General features: G+C 39.8%; 15 protein-coding genes. 10 read left to right on the top strand and 5 right to left on the bottom strand.

Going from position 1 to position 18962, the window contains the following annotated elements:
• The first annotated feature begins 67 nt into the window (after window positions 1–67).
• Complete coding sequence (tsaE, locus tag A9P82_RS10740) at window positions 68–478, top strand: tRNA (adenosine(37)-N6)-threonylcarbamoyltransferase complex ATPase subunit type 1 TsaE (RefSeq protein WP_066207701.1); 411 nt, start codon at window positions 68–70, stop codon at window positions 476–478.
• A gap of 31 nt (window positions 479–509) precedes the next feature.
• Here the strand turns inward: tsaE and dnaG are convergent, their stop codons facing one another.
• From dnaG to A9P82_RS10725, 3 genes are all read right to left on the bottom strand, one after another.
• A complete protein-coding gene (dnaG, locus tag A9P82_RS10735) occupies window positions 510–2432 on the bottom strand; it encodes a DNA primase (protein WP_066209843.1) in 1923 nt (640 codons plus the stop codon).
• 88 nt (window positions 2433–2520) lie between these two features.
• The gene (locus A9P82_RS10730; RefSeq protein WP_231891140.1) at window positions 2521–2913 is read right to left on the bottom strand and encodes a DUF423 domain-containing protein; all 393 of its coding nucleotides are present in this window, start codon (window positions 2911–2913) and stop codon (window positions 2521–2523) included.
• A 79-nt stretch (window positions 2914–2992) separates the two neighbouring features.
• Window positions 2993–3508 carry a shikimate kinase gene (locus A9P82_RS10725; RefSeq protein ID WP_066207699.1) on the bottom strand — a complete coding sequence of 172 codons (516 nt, stop codon included), beginning with the start codon at window positions 3506–3508 and terminating at the stop codon, window positions 2993–2995.
• Window positions 3509–3689: 181 nt separating this feature from the next.
• On the opposite strand from A9P82_RS10725, the gene A9P82_RS10720 reads away from it, so the two are divergent.
• From A9P82_RS10720 to A9P82_RS10705, 4 genes are all read left to right on the top strand, one after another.
• Window positions 3690–4325, top strand: coding sequence for a TetR/AcrR family transcriptional regulator (locus A9P82_RS10720; protein WP_066207697.1), 636 nt, complete (start codon window positions 3690–3692; stop codon window positions 4323–4325).
• 35 nt (window positions 4326–4360) lie between these two features.
• Complete coding sequence (locus tag A9P82_RS10715) at window positions 4361–5737, top strand: TolC family protein (protein WP_066207695.1); 1377 nt, start codon at window positions 4361–4363, stop codon at window positions 5735–5737.
• Between the two features lie 6 nt (window positions 5738–5743).
• Window positions 5744–6790 carry an efflux RND transporter periplasmic adaptor subunit gene (locus A9P82_RS10710; protein WP_066207693.1) on the top strand — a complete coding sequence of 349 codons (1047 nt, stop codon included), beginning with the start codon at window positions 5744–5746 and terminating at the stop codon, window positions 6788–6790.
• A 139-nt stretch (window positions 6791–6929) separates the two neighbouring features.
• Complete coding sequence (locus A9P82_RS10705; protein ID WP_066207690.1) at window positions 6930–9983, top strand: efflux RND transporter permease subunit; 3054 nt, start codon at window positions 6930–6932, stop codon at window positions 9981–9983.
• Window positions 9984–10080: 97 nt separating this feature from the next.
• Here A9P82_RS10705 and A9P82_RS10700 read toward each other — a convergent pair whose 3' ends face one another.
• On the bottom strand, window positions 10081–11550 hold the full coding sequence (locus A9P82_RS10700; RefSeq protein ID WP_066207688.1) for a nicotinate-nucleotide adenylyltransferase: 1470 nt from the start codon (window positions 11548–11550) through the stop codon (window positions 10081–10083).
• Window positions 11551–11671: 121 nt separating this feature from the next.
• Here A9P82_RS10700 and A9P82_RS10695 point away from each other — a divergent pair, with 121 nt between their 5' ends.
• From A9P82_RS10695 to A9P82_RS10675, 5 genes are all read left to right on the top strand, one after another.
• Window positions 11672–12118: an IPExxxVDY family protein gene (locus tag A9P82_RS10695; protein ID WP_066207686.1), complete on the top strand. Its 447-nt coding sequence runs from the start codon at window positions 11672–11674 to the stop codon at window positions 12116–12118.
• Between the two features lie 334 nt (window positions 12119–12452).
• Window positions 12453–13967, top strand: a complete 1515-nt coding sequence (locus tag A9P82_RS10690) for an arginine deiminase family protein (protein WP_066207684.1) — start codon at window positions 12453–12455, stop codon at window positions 13965–13967.
• Between the two features lie 189 nt (window positions 13968–14156).
• Window positions 14157–15086, top strand: a complete 930-nt coding sequence (gene ctlX / locus A9P82_RS10685) for a citrulline utilization hydrolase CtlX (protein WP_066207681.1) — start codon at window positions 14157–14159, stop codon at window positions 15084–15086.
• A gap of 378 nt (window positions 15087–15464) precedes the next feature.
• Window positions 15465–15743, top strand: a complete 279-nt coding sequence (locus A9P82_RS10680) for a hypothetical protein (RefSeq protein ID WP_066207679.1) — start codon at window positions 15465–15467, stop codon at window positions 15741–15743.
• Window positions 15744–16035: 292 nt separating this feature from the next.
• Window positions 16036–17127 (top strand): Fic family protein, encoded by a 1092-nt coding sequence (locus A9P82_RS10675; RefSeq protein WP_066207678.1) that lies wholly within the window; start codon window positions 16036–16038, stop codon window positions 17125–17127.
• Window positions 17128–17266: 139 nt separating this feature from the next.
• Here the strand turns inward: A9P82_RS10675 and A9P82_RS10670 are convergent, their stop codons facing one another.
• Window positions 17267–18880, bottom strand: a complete 1614-nt coding sequence (locus A9P82_RS10670) for an NERD domain-containing protein (protein ID WP_066207676.1) — start codon at window positions 18878–18880, stop codon at window positions 17267–17269.
• Between the last annotated feature and the right edge of the window lie 82 nt (window positions 18881–18962).

Genomic DNA, 18962 nt, shown 5'->3' with positions numbered 1-18962 from the left:
TTACAAAATGTTAATCAAATTTAAACAGCGGATGACGGATAGAAAATAATATTCGGATATTTGCCATATGCAAATCAAGTTTACGGCTGATACTATAAAAGAAGTCGCAAGGGAAATATGGAATAAACATTCCGATAAAAAAATATGGACATTTGATGCGCCAATGGGTGCAGGAAAAACAACATTTATCAAAGCCCTGTGCAACGATGTTTTGCAATCGAAAGATGTGGTTTCAAGCCCGACCTTTGCAATTATTAATGAATATAGAAGCGATATTTCAGGGAAAATTTATCACATGGACTGGTATCGTCTGGAAGATGAAGAAGAGGCAGTTAATGCCGGTGTCGAAGACGCTCTGCAAAGCGGTGCTTTGTGCTTGGTGGAATGGTCTGAGCGAGCGCCGTTACTGCTTCCGGACGATGCGTTGCATTTACGTATCGATATTCTGTCGGAAACAGAAAGAGAAATTTTTTTGTAATAAAATAATACTGCTTTTGTGATGGTAAAAGTTATTTCAAAATAACCGTCCCCAACTGCTGTGTAAGGCTTACCTCTTCGGCTTTCAAATATTTATGTACTTCCAGTAAGCGCATTTGTTCGTCGAAAGCTGTGGCTTGCTCCAGCTCGCTTTGGGTTTGTTCAAACATCCTCTTTATTTTTCTCAGCTTAAAATAAATTACGCTCATGGTCGCATCCTGAACGGAATAGTCTCTGCCTAAAATAAACTGTTCTTTTCTTGTGTGTCCAAGCCGCTCATCCCACAACTGGCTTAGTTCATATTTGGACATGGTAATGCCGATAATCAGCGATTGATTTTTCTCATTCGCTTCATACAACAAAGACTTTCCCGTCGGCTGCAAGCCTTGTCTGTACTGTGTTTCGTAAAGCTGAAAGAGTTGCTCGTAATCATTGTTATCAAAAGGAAAAGACGCTGTTTCTTCTAAAATATAATCGGCAATCGTTCGTTCTTCATCGTAATTTTTCAACCCGTATTCGAGCAATACGCGCAGAATATTTTTCTCTTGCGCATCATCCGAAGTTGTAAAAATATCGGATGTATCAACTGTTTCCTGTTCTTGTTTTTGCTCTTCAAATGCCTGATTTTTTTCCAGCTTGGCAATGCTGTCGCGCTTGTATTTATTGACTAAAGTAGTTAAGCCTTGCTCATCAATTTTTAAAATCGCGGCGCATTGTTTTATGTATTCCTGTTGCTTCGTAAAATCTTCAGCTTTGCTGATTTTACTCAACGAATCCGCAACGCGATTAACCACTTCACTCTTCTTGTTAATATCATTGCCCGCATCGCGCAGCATGATTTCCAACTGAAAAAGAATAAAGTCTTTTTTGTTGTCGGCAACAAATTTTTTGAACTCCGCCGCGCCCACTTTTTTTACATAACTGTCGGGGTCTTCGTTGTCGGGAATTAACACGAGGCGCACATTCAAACCTTCTTCCAACGCCATATCCAGCCCGCGCAATGCAGCTTTCACTCCTGCGCTATCGCCGTCATAAATAATGGTTAAGTTGTTGGTATATTTTTTTATCAATCGAAGTTGGTCGGTAGTCAAAGAAGTGCCACCGCTTGCAACCACATTTTCAATGCCGGCCTGCACCAAACTGACAACATCCGTATAACCTTCAACGAGCAAACATTCATCGTTTTTGTCAATCGAATGCCGCGCAAAATAAGAACCGTAAAGGATTCTACTTTTTACATAAATTTCGTTTTCGGGCGTATTAATATATTTAGGCGCATTGTCTTTTTTGCCAATCACGCGCGCACCGAAACCAATGACTTTTCCTGAATTATTATGAATGGGAAAAATGATTCTTCCGCGATAATTATCCTGCAATTCATCGTGGTAACTTCGTACCAAACCCGTGCGCAGCAAGAGTTCCGGGTTGTATTGGTTTTGTAAAGCCGCTTTGGAAAACGCATCGCGCACATCGGGCGAATAACCCACGCCAAACTTTTCCAAAGTCGCATCATTAAAGCCGCGCTCGTACAAATAAGTGAGCGCAATGTTGCGTCCTTCTTCGGTTTCAAAAAGTTGCTGCGCAAAAAATTTCTGTGCAAATCCGTTGATGATGTAAAGGCTGTCGGCAGTTTGCGCGTGTTGTTTCGCCTCGTCGCTCATCTCGGTTTCTTCCACCTCAATGCCATAGCGATTTGCAAGCCAACGCAACGCTTCCACATAGCTGTATTTCTCATGCTCCATGAGAAACGTAATGGCGCTGCCGCTTTTGCCGCAACCGAAACATTTAAAAATTTCTTTGGTCGGCGACACCGTGAACGACGGCGTTTTTTCGCCATGAAAAGGGCAAAGCCCGAGATAATTGGCTCCGCGCCTTTTTAATTTCACAAACTCGCCCACCACATCAACAACGTCGATGCGGGAAGTAATTTGTTCTATGGTTTGCGGAGTAATCAAGTGATTTATGTTTTTTGTTTTCCCGCAGATTTCGCAGATTTTCGCTGAAATAATATCTGTGATATTCTGCGTTATCTGCGGGCAAAATTTATTTCTTCGCCAATGAAAAAGCCAATAACAACCAGCCTGCAATAAAGCAAACACCGCCGAAAGGCGTAACAATACCAATCTTCTCAAGCCCAATGTTGCCGCTGTTTACAGCGAATGTGAGCGCGTACAAAGAACCGCTGAATAAAATAATGCCAACGATAAATAAGATGCCTGCGAGTTTGATTAATTTTTGATTTGCACTATAAAAAACAATTCCCGTAACAGCCAACGCAAACACATGGTAAAACTGGTAACGCACGCCTGTTTCAAAAATCTGCAACGCATCGGCAGAAACTTTTTCTTTCAATCCGTGTGCGGCAAATGCGCCAAGCGCAACGCTGAGTGCGCCGAGTATTGCTGCAATTTGTATAAACGGTTTATGAATGTTCATGGATAATTTTTTTATCTGTTTATTTTTTTTCGTTTGCTGCTACGCAGCGATTTATTTTTGCCAGATGGAATGCCCTAATTCATCGGCTATGCCCAGCGTTTATAAGCATTTCAAAGCTTTTATTGGATATTTCGTCGCCGAACAAACGGTATTGCGATTGACTGTAAAACGGTTTTCGTTCTTCCAGTTTATTTTCCAAAAATGAACGCAGTTCTTCGTTCGACAAATTTTTAATTAAAGGGCGGTGTTCTTTTTGCAACTTTAATCGTCCGACCAAAATATCGAGTGGCTCATCTAACCAAATCGTAATTCCGTTGGTGTTCATCCACTGCATATTTTTACCGAAACATGCTGTGCCGCCGCCTGTTGCCAGTACAAAAGACTTTTTTTCGCCGAACCATTTCAGCACTTCGGTTTCTTTCTTCCGAAAATAGGCTTCCCCTTTTTCAGCAAAGATTTCGGGAATGGTCGCTTCTTCATATATTTCAATCAGACTGTCCAAGTCGTAATGTCCCGTCTTTAATTTATTTGCCCATTTTTTGCACCAATGGCTTTTGCCCACGCCCATCATGCCGATTAAAAAAACCTTTGCCATAGATAAATTGATAATTCAAAGGCTTCAAAAATACGAATGAAATAAATTATGAACGAGGAATTATACATTAAAATCAATAATCTGCCGAGTAATGATATTTCCTTAATTTATTGAATGGAGTAAAAATAATTTTGCCAACTTAACACCGTTAATTATCTTTGTTCCCGAATTTAAAAATCTTATGGGCATTCAGGAACGCAAAACAAAGCATAAGGAATCGTTGCGGCAAACTATTTTGGACGCGGCTAAAAAGCTGTTTCTGAAAAATGGTTATGCGGGCACGTCTATCCGTAAAATTGCGTCCGAAATAGAATTTAGCCCCACAACAATTTATCTTTATTTTAAAGACAAGGCAGAGATTGCTTACGCGCTTCATCAAGAAGGCTTCCGCATATTGTCGTCCCAATTCCGGGTGTTAGACAATATCGATAATCCTTTTGAAAGAATCAAAGCCATGGGACGTGCCTATATTAAATTTTCCTTAGAATACGGCGATTGTTATGAGTTAATGTTTGTGGAAAGAGAGCCGATGCAATACATTGAAGATTGTGGCGATAAAGATTGGGATGAAGGCAAAGAATCTTTTGAAACATTGGTTAATAATGTCAAAGCTTGTCAGGAAATCGGCTATTTCAAAGGCTTGGATGCTGTGTCTGTTGCGATGCTGGCGTGGAGTTCTTTACACGGCTTGTGTATGCTGAAAATACACGGGCACCTCGATTTTATCAAAGAACATAAAGAGCAACTACATCATATCGATAATATTTTGGAAGATACATTCAATACATTTGTAAGAATGCTGGAAAAAATGAAGTAATTATTTTTTTGCTTATATAATTAACACTGTAAATAATGATAACACAGTACATTAAAAAGAAAATTATGGCGGTGTTGCTGCTGCTTTTTGTAACACAAGGTGTGTTTGCACAAAGGACAGTGCTGGATGATTATATCGATTCGGCAATCGCCAATAACATTGTCATTCAACAGAAAAGCATCGCGCTGGATAAAGCTAAGCTGGCTTTCGATATTGCGAAAAGTTATTATCTGCCCACGACTTCTTTTCTCGTGGATTATCAGTCGGCGGACGGCGGTCGTGATATTCAACTGCCGTTGGGCGATTTGCTGAACGGCGTTTACAGCTCGCTCAATCAATTGACCGCGAGTAATCGTTTTCCGCAGTTGTCCAACGAGAGTATCAATTTCCTGCCGAAGAATTTTTATGATGCAAGAGTGCATACCACTTTGCCGCTCTATAATCCTGATATAAAGTATAACAAGCAACTTGCTTCACAACAGGTTCATTTGAATGAGTTGGATGTGGCGGTTTATAAAAAAGACCTGATAAAAAATACTAAGGAAGCGTATTTCAATTATCTGCTGGCATTGCAGGCAATTAATATTTATAAAGAAAGTTTGGCATTGGCGGAAGAAGGACGGCGAACAAATCAGAAACTGTTGGACAACGGAAAAGGCTTGCCGGCGTATGTTATCCGTTCCGAAAGTGAAGTGGAAAATATCAAAGCCGAAATCAGTACGGCGGAACAAAAAGCAAAGAATGCCGCATTGTATTTTAATTTTTTACTGAACAGGGATTTGGCTGCGCCGATTGATACGAGCTACAACGCACAAGCCGCAGTAGACAAGGCTTTTAGCTTATTGGCGCAAGATGAAAATGTTGCGGACAGGGAGGAAGTAAAATCGCTGGAACAGGTTACACAAATAAACAAAACGATGCTGGATATGAATAAGAGCGCGTATTATCCGCGGCTCAACACTTACCTCGATTTAGGTTCGCAGGCGCAGGATTGGAAAGTGAACAACCAGTCGAAATATTACTTTTTCGGCGTGCAGTTGAGCGTTCCGATTTATTCAGGTTCGAGAACAAAGAATAAAATCAAGCAGGCAGAACTGGATATTAAAAATTCCAAATTAGATATTACGCAGGCAAAGCAACAATTGTCTATGGCGGACGAGGCTGTTAAGAATGATTTAAGCGCAGCGATTCAGACTTTATATGCCAAGCAAAAACAGCTGGAATCCGCCGCCACTTATCAGCGATTGATTGAACGCGGTTACCGCGAAGGCACCAACACGTTTATCGAAACCATTGACGCACGCAATCAATATACGCAGGCGCATATCGCGCAGCAAATACAAATGTTCCAGGTGTTGATTTCAGCCGCCGAAGTAGAAAGAAATTTATCCAATCCACAAATCCAAAAATAGTTTCCCATGCGACATACAGCACAACTTATAATCGCGGCAACGCTCGCCGTTTTCGTGTCTTCCTGCAAACAAAAAACGGAAGAAAAAACCATTCCCGATGAAGTGATTCCCGTAAGCGTGGTAGCGCTGCAACAGCAGTCATTACAGCAAACCGTTTATACTTCGGGGCAATTTACCACGGACGATGAATCGAATCTTGCTTTTAAAAACGGTGGCATTATTCATAAGATTTATGTGAAAGAAGGCGATGCTGTAACCAAAGGTCAGTTGCTCGCAACGCTTGATTTGACAGAGATAAACACCGTTGCACGGCAGGCAGCCATTGCTTTGCAAAAAGCGCAGAGAGATTACGACAGAGCCGTGAATTTGTACCGCGACAGCGTGGCGACTTTGGAACAAATGCAGAATGCAAAAACGGCTTTGGATATTGCAAAGCAGCAATCCGTGAGTGCAAATTATAATCAATCTACATCGGAATTAAGAGCAACGCAATCGGGTTACGTGTTGCAGAAATTCGTCAACGAAGGACAAGTCGTAGGCGCAGGAACGCCCGTGCTGCAAATCAACGGAGCGGCAAACAGTGACTGGATTTTGAAAGTCGGTGTGAGCGATAATCAATGGGCAAATATTGCCATTGGCGATAAGGCAACCGTTACCACAGACGCTTTGCCGAATAAAACATTTTCCGCCATTGTGTATAAAAAATCGGAAGGCATCGACCCCGCAAGCGGCACGTTTGTATTGCAACTGAAACTGATGGGCGATGATAAAAAAGGTATTGCTTCGGGGCTTTTCGGCAAAGCGGAAATAACGCCAGCGAAAGCTGTTCATGCGTGGTCAATCCCGATGGAAGCATTGCTCGACGGCGATAAAAATGAAGGCTATGTGTTTGTTACCAATGATGAACAACACGCCGAAAAAATCAAAGTAGATATTCAGCGGATTGATAATGATCGGGTAATCGTGAGCGCAGGTTTGGAAAATGTACAATACCTCATCGTTGGCGGAAACGCTTACCTGACGGACGGTTCAAAGATTAAAGTCTTGAAATAAATCGCAGTGAAAAATTATTACACAGAGAAACACAAAGAATCACGGAGCTACACAGAGGAAATTTTTAAGTAATAAAAAACTCCGTGAGCCTCTGTGAAAAATCTCAGTGTAACTCTGTGGTAAAGCTAAAATAATAAAAATGAAAATATCTGAATCCGCTATAAAGAACAATGCTTTCACGCTCATCATGGTGCTGATGGCAGCCGCATTAGGCATTTCCACTTTGCTGACGATGCCGCGCTCCGAAGACCCCGAAACGCACGCGCCGTTTTTTCCTGTGGTAGTCGTTTATCCCGGCGAAAGTCCGAAAGATATGGAAGAATACGTGGTCAAGCCGATGGAGAAAAAAATCTATGCGCTGGAAGATATTAAACGCATCAGAACCACTATTCAGGACGGGCTTGCGGTGCTTACGGTAGAATATGAATACAACTCTAACGTTGATAATAAATATCAGGAACTGGTGCGCGAAGTGAACGCGCTTAAAAGCCAATTGCCGAGCGACATTTATAGTCTTGAAGTCAAAAAATTTATCCCGAGCGATGTAAATATTTTGCAGATAGCTTTAATATCGGAGAATGCTTCGCGAAACGCGATTAATACGGCAGCGCAACATTTGCAGGATGAGCTGGAAAAAATTCCCGAACTGAAAAATGTGGAGATACAAGGTTTGAGCGACCGAACGATTCGCGTAGATGTACAATTGGAAAAGCTGGCGCAAATGAAGATTCCCGTAACATTTGTAGCCGATGCTTTACAAAGTGAAGTTGCCAATATTCCCGGCGGCAATGTGAGCGAAGGAACCAAAACGTTCAACATCAAAACCAACAATACTTTTCAGAATATTGATGAAATTAAAAACGTGGTTGTTGTAAGTCGCGATAACGGAACGGTTTTATTAAAAGATATTGCCAACGTATATTTCGATTATGCGCCTGAAACGCATATCACGCGACTCAACGGGCATCGTGCGGTATTTGTGATTGCCGCCTTGAAAGAAAAAAAGAACATCAGTGCCACGCAGGAAAAATATTTAAGCACTATCAATCAATTCAAGAAAACATTGCCGTCGAACATTGATTTGCAGGTAGCATTTGACCAGGCGCAAAATGTAAACGGCAGGCTCAGCAGGCTCGGCGAAGATTTTATGATTGCTATTGCACTCGTGTTGCTCACGCTGTTGCCGCTGGGTACAAGAGCTTCTTTGGTCGTGATGATTGCGATTCCTTTGTCGCTTGGCATCGGTATTATTTTGCTCAACGCATTCGGTTATAGCTTAAACCAATTAAGCATTGTAGGACTTGTTGTTGCTTTAGGATTGCTGGTTGATGACAGCATTGTTGTGGTCGAAAATATTGAACGGTGGATGCGCGAAGGGCATTCGCGCATGGAAGCTACGTTGAAAGCAACCAATCAAATCAGCAAAGCCGTTATCGGTTGTACCGTTACGTTGATTATCGCGTTTATGCCCATTGCGATGATGCCCGCCGGTGCAGGCGATTTCATCAGGGGCTTGCCGCTTGCCGTAATGTTTACCATTATCGGTTCGATGGCTGTGGCGCTTACGGTTGTTCCGTTTTTATCAAGCAAAATATTGAAACCGAGTAAAGACGAACACGGTAATTTCTTCCTGCGGATGTTGCAAAAAGCCATACACGGCAGCTATTCCAGGCTGTTGGACAAAGCATTGAAACATCCTGTTATCAGTTTGATTATTGCTGCGGTAGTGTTTATCGGTTCCTTGTTTTTGTTTCCCGTTGTCGGCAGCAGTTTGTTTCCCGCATCGGAGAAACCGCAGTTTCTGGTAGAGATAACAACGCCGCTTCAATCCAATATTTTGTACACCGATTCCGTTGCGCGAAACATAGAAAAAGAACTGAAGAAAATTCCCGAAGTAAAATATTTTGCCACCAATGTGGGCAAAGGAAACCCGCGTATTTATTACAACGTGGACCAAAAGAATGAACAGAGCAACATCTCTGAAATATTCGTGCAGTTATATCCCGATGTAAAACCGAAAGAAAAAGAAGCTATTATTGAAAAGCTGAGAAAATTGTGGACGCCTTATCTGAACGCGAAAGTGAATGTGGTAAATTTTGAGCAAGGCGAGCCTGTAACCGCGCCTGTTGAAGTAAGACTGGAAGGCGATAACTTAGACACACTGCGGCATCTGGCGGCGGTTACGGAAAATCTGTTGTTGAAGACAAAAGGCACGATGTATGTGGATAATCCCGTGAAAAATCTGAAGTCGGATATCCGTATTTATATCAATAAAGAGAAAGCGCAGAACCTCGGCGTGCTGACGATCAACATCAGCAGAACGGTAAGAATGGCGTTGGCAGGTTTGCCCGTAGGCACATACAGCAATCCGAACAGCAAGGACGAAGATTATACTATTGTGGTTTCTACGCCGCATTCCGAATATCCGGATTTAACCACGCTGAACAATCTTTATGTAAACGCTAACGACGGCAGGGCAATTCCTCTGTCACAGCTTGCCACGATTGGATTTGAAACTTCGCCGCAAACGATAAATCATTTTAATAAGATAAGAGCCGTTTCGGTATTTGCACACGTGCAGGAAGGATTTCTCACATCCAACGTGATTAATGATGTTACACAGCAAATGAAGAAAATAAAACTGCCGCAAGGCTATCGTTTTGTAATGGCGGGCGAGCAGCAAAACAAAGACGATTCTTTTGAAGGTTTCGGAACGGTTATCCTGGTTACGTTGTTTATGTTCGTTGCGGTTTTAGTGCTGCAATTCAAGACATTCAAAAGTACGTTGATTGTATTGTCCGTAATTCCTTTGGGCATTGTGGGCGCAGTGCTGGCGTTGTTGGTAACGGGAAATTCTTTATCGTTCGTGGCAACAATCGGCATTATCACACTCGCGGGCATTGAAGTGAAGAATACGATTTTATTGGTTGATTTTACCAACCAATTACGCGAGCAGGGTATGGAACTTAACCAGGCAATTGAAGAAGCTGGCGAGAAAAGGTTTTTGCCGATTATTCTTACAACGCTTACGGCAATCGGTGGGCTGTTGCCCATCGCATTCTCGGACAACCCATTAATTTCTCCGCTGGCAATTGTGATGATTGGCGGCTTGATTACTTCAACAGTTTTATCCAGAATTGTAACGCCTGTGGTGTATAAGTTGATACCGCCGAAGGTAGAAGTAAAGAACTAAATCCGATACATACATACAAAACCGGCGAGACCAGATGGGCTTCGCCGGTTTTCTTTTTTTGAATACGAAAAAGTACTTCAAACAACAGACACTTTATTTATGACTGCGCGGTTTTTATTTCTTCTTTTTCTGTAACCGTTTCATGAGGAAGTCCGAATAAGTGCCGCTCTTTAATGATGCTTGCAACCTCGGCGGGCACTAAGTTTTCCCAGCCTTCTTTGCCGGTTTTTATCATCCCTAAAACATCGTCGGTTTGTATTTGTAAATTAAGCTCATTGTAATGCGTAATGTCTTCGATTTTGTTATTGGCAATCAAATAGCGATATAAATCTATCAAATGCGGCGGAGGGAAAAAACGCAGACAGTTTTGTATAATGCCGTTGCGCAATGTGGGATAAATAAACAATTTTACTTTGCGGCTGAACAATGTTGCGAAAGATTCCAATATTCCTCCCGGAAGCTCTTTGTAATGTTCTTCGGAGAAAATGTATTCCAGGTTCGGATAGCCAAGCACCATGCCTATTTTTAGCCTTGTAATTTTCGACAGATAAGCAACCAGCTTGTAATATTCGTGATAATTGGAAATCATTACCGTTTGACCGAGCGAACAAAGAATATCTACACGGTCTAAAAAATCTTTTTCGTCAATATCGTCTTCCGGGTTAGCATTTCGTTCCTTTAGTGCCTGTAGGGTCAATTCAAGAAGTACTACTACGTTTTTCTTGTCCACGTCCGGTTCTTCTAAAAATTGTTTTACGCCGTTTGTGAGCATATCGCTGTGTACATTTACCATCGGGCGGAAACGTCCGCGCATTACCACGATATGTTTTTTGTACAAAGCATCTGTTGGCGGAAGGTTTTTCCCGTCAGGACCAAATACTGCAACATCAGAGAAGCCGGACTTTACGAGACGCAAGCTCATCAGCCGGTTATCAACATGGGCAAAATCAGGACCTACAAATCGTATCATATCAATCTGGATGCGGTCTCTTGTAAGGTCGTCCATGAGAGAGTTCATAAATACTGATGCATCTTCCTGGTAATGGAAGCAGGCATACATAAGATTTACGCCCAAAATGCCGATAGCTTGCTGTTGCAGGTTATTATCATTATCCAGCAGTTTTACGTGTAGAATTACATCGTTATATTCTCCGTTGGGGGTTAGCTGAAAACGTACGCCAATCCAGCCGTGTGCATCATTTGTCTTTTTATAATTGAGTGCCGAAACCGTGTCGGCAAATGCAAAAAAAGTAGTGCGGTTGCCGCGTTGGTTGGCAAGGCGTTCAATCAGCAAACCATATTCATGGTTGAGCATCGACATTAACCGGGCTTCGCTCACATAGCGCTTGTCGGGCGACACGCCGTAAATAGCATCGGAATAAATCATATCGTAAGCCGACATGGTTTTTGCAATTGTACCCGATGCGCCACCTGCTTTGAAGAAATTGCCTGCTACATCCTGCCCTGCGCCAATTTCGGCAAATGAGCCATAAATGCATTCATTGAGATTTATAGTAAGTGCTTTTTGTTTCGTTGCCAATGTCCTTCTGTCCTGTGTAATGCTCATAAATGCTATAATTGAAGATGATAAGAGATATGCAAAGTTAGTTTTTTAGAAAGAAAGATGTTTTTGAAAATGAAAATAAAATTCTAAAATAATATGTTCTTCATATTACTTTTGCAATAGGATGAAACAAGGCAAATCATTTCTGTTAGACATCAGCGATTCTTATGAAGCGTTTTTTGAAGATGCAATACTCATCGGCATTGTAACTTCGCATAAGAGTTATAAGTTTTGTCTGCGCCTGAATAAAATGCTGAGCTTTAATTTCAGATTGAACACCGAAATAGAAATCATTCTACGCAAAAAAAACAGGAGCTATCATTTTCCTGTTTATCAATCCGATGTCCGGCACAGCTTCATCAAACATTATCTTTACGACAATCGTAACGACGGCGAAGTGCTGCTGCCCGAATTTAAAAACATAGATTTCGTTTGGCTTATCAAAGGCGCTCCGTCTTACGACATTCAACTGAATGAAATGCTGCAAATCATCAATTCGATGGATGGCATTCAACTCGCCACAGAAATCGAACACGCCAACTTGCCGAATAAGCAGAACTTGATTTTTTAATTTTTATGCCGCGTAAAGACACAGAGAAGCAAAGGCGCGACGTTGTTTCATAATAAACTTTAGTAAAAGAATATAGTCGAGCAAGTAACCTTATTATCTTATCAACCTGCAAATAATGTAATAAGGTTGAAAAGACAAATGATTGCAGTATTACTAAGGTTTCCATGTTTTTTATTGTGATTTCTTGTACATCTATAAATACAAATTATAAATATCAAAGAACTGTCGTTGCACCTTTGTTTCTCTGTATCATTGCGTGAAAACTTCTTCTCATTTTCTTAAAATTCTGTTCATCCAAAAATCCTTATCTTGCCAAAGGACAATAAAAAATTTTATGCTGAAAAATGAGAACATTCACGTTGAAACGGAAATAGGTGCATTAAGAAAATTGATTATTCACAGTCCCGACGGCGGCATTGGAAAAGTAGTTCCCGCAAAGTTTAAAGAATGGTTGTACGACGATACGGTGCATCTTTCGCAGATGCGAAAAGAGTACAATCAATACATAAAATTGCTCCTGCATTTTTTGGACGAAGACTGCGCAAAATATGTAGCAGATATAGAGAAGTTGCAATCGAACAAACAACAGCAAGATTGCTTCAAACCCGACAATGACGCGTATTTCAAGAGCGACAAAGTGTTGGATACACAATATTTGCTTTCGCAGATTTTGGAAGAAGACACTATTCGTCAGCGAATTATTTCCGCCGTGTGTGCGTGGGAAGGCAGCAGCTCCAAAACAGAAAGAAAGTTGCTCGCAATGGATAAATCCACCGAGCTTGCAAAGACGTTAATTACGGGCATCATCAACTATCGCAAGAACGAAAGCAGCGAATTTATTTTTGCGCCGTTGCCCAATTTTATCTTCACGCGCGATATTGCAATTACAATCAATAATCATTTATTGTTAAGCAATGCGGCTACAGCTGCACGTGAACGTGAATCATTGCTGATGAGATTCATTGCGCAATATGCGTTGTTCAAAAACAATGAAGACAAGCTGATTGAAATAACCGAGCCGGGCAATTTCTTTTTGCTGAGCGAAGAAGAACAGACGCTGAACAAAGTAAGCCTCGAAGGCGGCGATGTGATGATGATTGCGCCCAATCATATTTTAATTGGTTGTAGCGAGCGCACTACACCTGCAGGTATCAATGAAGTAATCCATAATATTTTTTCGGATGACACAACGGGTATAGAAAAAATTTCCGTTATCAAAATTCCACGTCATCGCGCTATGATGCACATCGATACCGTATTCACACAAGTGCGCAAAGATACCTGGGTTTTGTTCGGGCAATTTTCGGAAAGAGTGCAAAAACGCGACAATACAGGGCGTTACAGTTATAATAATCATTTTTTAAGGGCAGACAACAGTGCAGGAAAAATTGAAATATTACGATATCAAAAACCGTTGGACGAAACGTATTTGCCCAATAAAAATTACAAGAAAAATATTTCCGACAGCATTACAGGCATTGAATCGCTACTGCGCGAAGTAAGCCGAGAAGACTTTGGCGTGGCGGAAGAAGACATTAAAATTATTTACAGCGGCAACAATACTTTCCCTTACGACGAGCGCGAGCAATGGACAGATGCGTGTAATCTCTTAGCGCTGAAAGAAGGAGTGGTTGTGGGTTACGACAGAAACGAACTCACGATTAACACTTTTAAAAACAATGGTTTTTCTGTAAAGAAAGCAGAAGATTTAATCGGCGAATTTGTATCAAAAACTTTAGCGCCTGCCGATGTAGAGAATACATTAATATTGTTGCCGTCGGCAGAGCTTTCACGCGCGCGCGGCGGCGCACATTGCATGAGTTTGCCTTTGCTGCGCGAAAAATTATAAATGAACAAAACGATAAAAACCACATAGGCACATAGTTTTTAATTATAGAATTAAAAAAATAGTTTTCTATATTTAAACAAGTAAGAAATCATAGTGTTTACATCGAAGATGAAAATCTATTTGTGGAACTATCTTTTTCTTCTATATAAAACCTATCTTCTTATGTGGTTGATTTTATAAAAATACTTTATGTTACAAACAGCCTCTTTCATATTAATGGTTCGTCCTGCGGGTTTTGGTTACAACGCTGAAACCGCCGACAACAATACGTTTCAGCATAATGAAACAAGTATTTCAGCAACAAATATTTCAAAAAAAGCAGTTGAAGAATTTGATGCTTTTGTAAAATTGCTGCGCGAAAAAAATATTGATGTAACAGTTGTCGAAGATTCTGCAACGCCTGTAAAACCCGATGCCGTTTTTCCTAATAATTGGTTTTGCACGCTGCCCGACGGAAAGCTCATTGTGTTTCCGATGTTTGCCGCAAATCGCAGAGAAGAAAAGCGCGATGATATTCTGCAACAAATCACGCACGATTTTTCGGTAAGCGATGTAGAAGATTGGAGCGAATATGAAGCCGACAATTTTTTTCTCGAAGGAACGGGCAGTATGATATTCGACCATGCGAATAAAACTGTTTATGCCTGCATTTCGCCGCGCACGCACAAAGCGTTGTTTGAACGGTTCGCAAAAACGCATCATTATAAACCGATTATTTTTTCTGCGAAAGACGAAAACGATGTTCCCATTTACCACACGAATGTGATGATGCACATTGGCGAAAGCTACGCCGTGGTTTGTTTGGACGCGATTAAGAACGAAACGGAAAAAATTTATATCGCGCAAACCTTGCGCGAAGCGGGACACGAAATTATTCCCATTTCCTTTGAGCAAATGAATGCTTTTGCGGGCAATATGATTCAGGTAAGAAACAAATTTGGCGAACCGTTTACGATACTTAGCAAAACAGGTTTTGATTCATTGACATTGGAACAAAAATATATTCTATCTGTTCATACAAATTTGTTGCCCGTAAATATTTCTACGATTGAAACTATCGGCGGCGGCAGCGCGCGCTGTATGATTGCAGAGATTTTTTTGGAAAGAAAAATGTTTTGAATTTGAAATAAATTTATGTCAGGAATGAAGTTGTTTAACGTCTAATATTCTGAACACGTTTATTGTCATGCTGAATTTATTTCAGCATCTCTTTTCCGGCAGTTGATTGAGATTCCGAAACTGGTTCGGAATACGGCGACTTCCGAACCTATTGTCAAATGCAGACACAGCAAGCATTTCAGCGTTTTTAATTTATCGTTTACCGAATTGTTACCTCATAAAAATAAGGTTTTCAAAAGGACTTAGACGAAAATAAGAAAAATTGCGAAAAAGAGATGGTTTTATGTGTGATATCCAAAAGTTATTCATCAACTTGGGCAAAAGTTCTTGATATTAAAAAGAAAGAGAGCCACAAGATTACCTGCATATAAATAAGTAATGAAAAACGATTCTTTAGATGATATAAAACAACTTATCCGGCAGTTTCATGAAACAATGGAAAAGCAATTGCCTTTACTTGAAAACGAGGTTCAGAATATCATTACAAATGGTATTACTGACCAAAATACTATTGGGTATTATTTAGATACATTACTTTCTTTTATTGACTATGGTTTAGGAAAAGATATATTTATACGTTTATTGGAATATTACGAAACTATTGATACCAAAGGTGCTTTGTTTTATTGGAATGAATACAACCAAAATGAAGAGTAGTTAATGAAAACAACCAATATAAACTGGCAAAAGATACAAATCAACACCGAATTGTTTGAGTAAATTGCTTATTTGATTGCTCAAAGGAGAAAACCTTCCCCGCGCGCAATTTAGTTTCTTGACTAATTTTCCACGTTCCTCATCGCTTCTTGATTTCCACGTTGAATATTTCGACAGAATTATTTGTTCATGTCGAAAAAAATAGTCAATTTCATCATAAATATTTATTCATATCCGATTGTTCATCATCAAACAAAAGTAGAGATGAAATTATTGGCTAAATTCAACAACAATGGCTTATAATAAAAATATACCGTTTAATGACCTTCCGGAGTTGCCACCTGAAAATTTTGTCGAGTCTCCCGAAATATTGAGGCACCTGGCAAGAGCCGCCCGCTATTTAGGCGAATTAAATGGTTTGTGCGCCTCGCTTCCCGACCCAAATTTATTAATCAATACCATAGTTTTACAGGAAAGTAAAGATAGTTCCGCTATCGAAAACATTGTAACTACACAAGATGAACTATATAAAGCCGCTACTGAGGCAGATTCGGCAAATCATGCCGCAAAAGAAGTATTGAGTTATAAAGAAGCATTATATACAGGCTTGGAAAAAATGCAAGCCCGGAACAATTTGCTGCTTGCCAATACAATGATTGAGATTGTACAAACAATCAAGCAAAACAAATCCGGTATTCGAAATGCCCCCGGCACGGCACTTAAAAATGCGATTAACGGAGAAGTGATATATACACCGCCTTGTTGTGAAGATGTGCTAAGAGATAAATTGTCCGCATTGGAACAATTTATCAATGACCCGGATTTATCGCCGCTTGACCCCTTAATAAAAATGGCATTTATTCATTATCAGTTTGAATCTATACACCCGTTTGCCGATGGCAATGGTCGTACCGGAAGAATTATAAATGCTTTATATCTGGTACAGCAGGGGTTGCTGTCGCAGCCTGTGCTGTATTTAAGTTCTTATATTGTCAAATACAAAACAGAATATTATCAGTTATTAAGAGGAGTAACAGAAAAAAATAACTGGCACGATTGGGTAATGTATATACTCTCGGCAGTAATTGAAACAACGCAATTAAGTACTCGTAAAATCAGGAATATGCTGCTGCTGAAAGATGGGTATGAACAACAAATGAAAGAAGTATTAGGTGCTTCTTTCAGCCATGAGTTGTTGCAATTAATGTTTACATTGCCATACCTTAAAATTGAATTGTTGGACAGGAAAGGATTAGCTCACAGGCAAACAGCATCTGCGTGGCTTAAAAAATTAACGGATGCCGGAATGGTAAAGCCTCAAAAAATAGGCAGGACCACTTATTACGTAAATTACAAACTAATAGAACTGTTGGAAGCCAACTGACGTGAAAGATTGAGCGCGAAATCAGCTTGATGCTTTTATATGCTGTGTATTTATTTGTTTAATTAAGGATTCTTCTTTCGGATTTAAATTGCATATTTGTTGGTACGCTATTGTGACACCAAAAACGCGCAAAAAAATATCAAACTCCTTCATCTTGTGAATATTTAACATAGTATTTATCTATTACATTTGCTTCATGATCAAAGTCATTATCTTTAAGAAATTCCACCAGTTGTTTACCTGAGTAAAACATTGATAGTCCGGTATTATTTGGATTTAATTTACTGTCACCCATTTGTGAAATGAACTCCTTACATTCGGAATGAAATTCTCCCGTTGTAATAAATAATGCCTTTACGACATGATTATTACAAGAGTTATCATTTTTATAATATTCTATTGCCAGAGGTACAGAACCTCTGAAAAAATATTTAAGTGTATTCTTCGTTTTATCATCAGTCCCAAGGCGTATAAATGAATTTCCTGCATATCCTTTTAATTCAACCAAAACAATTTCTTTCGGGTGGGAAGAAATTAAAATATAATCGAATTCTCTTTGTTTTTTATCCGGTAGCTTTAGTGTCTTATCAGGAAAAATTTGAGCATTACCATAAAAGTGCTTTAATATCGGATTCATCAATGCTTCAAACAAAAGCCCTCTCAAGGCTTTAAGTTGATCTGCCTGACCGCTATCTGATATTTTTTTTAAGGCATCTTCTATTTTGGCTCCGATATCTACATCCTCGTCAAAATCATCCTTTGAATAAATACTTGAAATATTTTTGATTACACCATTTATGTTTGCACCGTATATTTTTTGCAGACTGATACAAACAAATCCCAGTTTCCGTGCTTTGTTTAACACATGATCATCAATTTCTTTATAAACGACTACGGGTAAAACTTTTCTCTTTTGTTTTTTTGTCGAATTAATATGTATCTGAATCCTTGCTAAAAAGCCGTCCAAATCAATTGAGCTATATGGTCTGCTAATCAATATATCAAAGCATGTAAATGTTTGTTTATCGACGGTATCTGCTATTGACGCTGTATTTTCATTTATGCCTGTTGTTTTCGTGTAGCCATAAGCATCCCAAAATATGTCATTATGTTTTGCACCAAGCCAAGGGCTTTGAAAATTACGAAAACTGCCTCTGATATTAATAAGGTTCAATTGTTGGATCCAACGCAGTATATCGGGAACAAACAAACAATCCAATTTCATTTTATCATAATGCCTTGAAATTTTTAGTTCGTATAGAAGTTCGTTATCTTCTTCAGGATTATCTCCGAAATATTTTATGATATAAGTACCGATTTCATTATTTCTTTCTATTACTAATTTTAATGCTTTTAAGTCTTCCACCATATCCCGCAATAGACTAACTTTCGTAGCTGTTTTTTCCTCAGGGGATGCAGTTATTTTTAATCCTTCGTAAAAAGAAATGATATCGTCATTTATATCTAATAATTCTATAAGTCTAAATAAAGGCTTACGATGTGTCTTACTGATTTTTTTAATTGAAACAAGATCCGGCCTATCGCTGGGGTGATAATATAAGTATTGCCCCTTGCCAAAAGACAGTGGGCTGCTTGAGCGAAGTGCTCCTTTCTCTGACATTCGTTGTATAATCTTTCGGGCATTTTCGGAAGTGACAGGAAATTGCTGCATTAGCGATTCCGCTAAATCTTTTGCCAGCATGTATTTCTGCTTAGTCAGAGTTTCATTTATATATTGATCATATTTGCCCATAGTCGGAAAAGGAGTTATGTCACGCTGCCCTTATACATTAATCTTTTGCTTTTGTTAGTGCAACGCAAAAAAGAAGCTCGAT

The organism is Arachidicoccus sp. BS20 (assembly GCF_001659705.1).
Classification (GTDB): Bacteria; Bacteroidota; Bacteroidia; order Chitinophagales; family Chitinophagaceae; genus Arachidicoccus.
The sequence above is the reverse complement of the archived record's forward strand: the minus strand, read 5'-3'. Positions and strand labels throughout refer to the sequence as shown.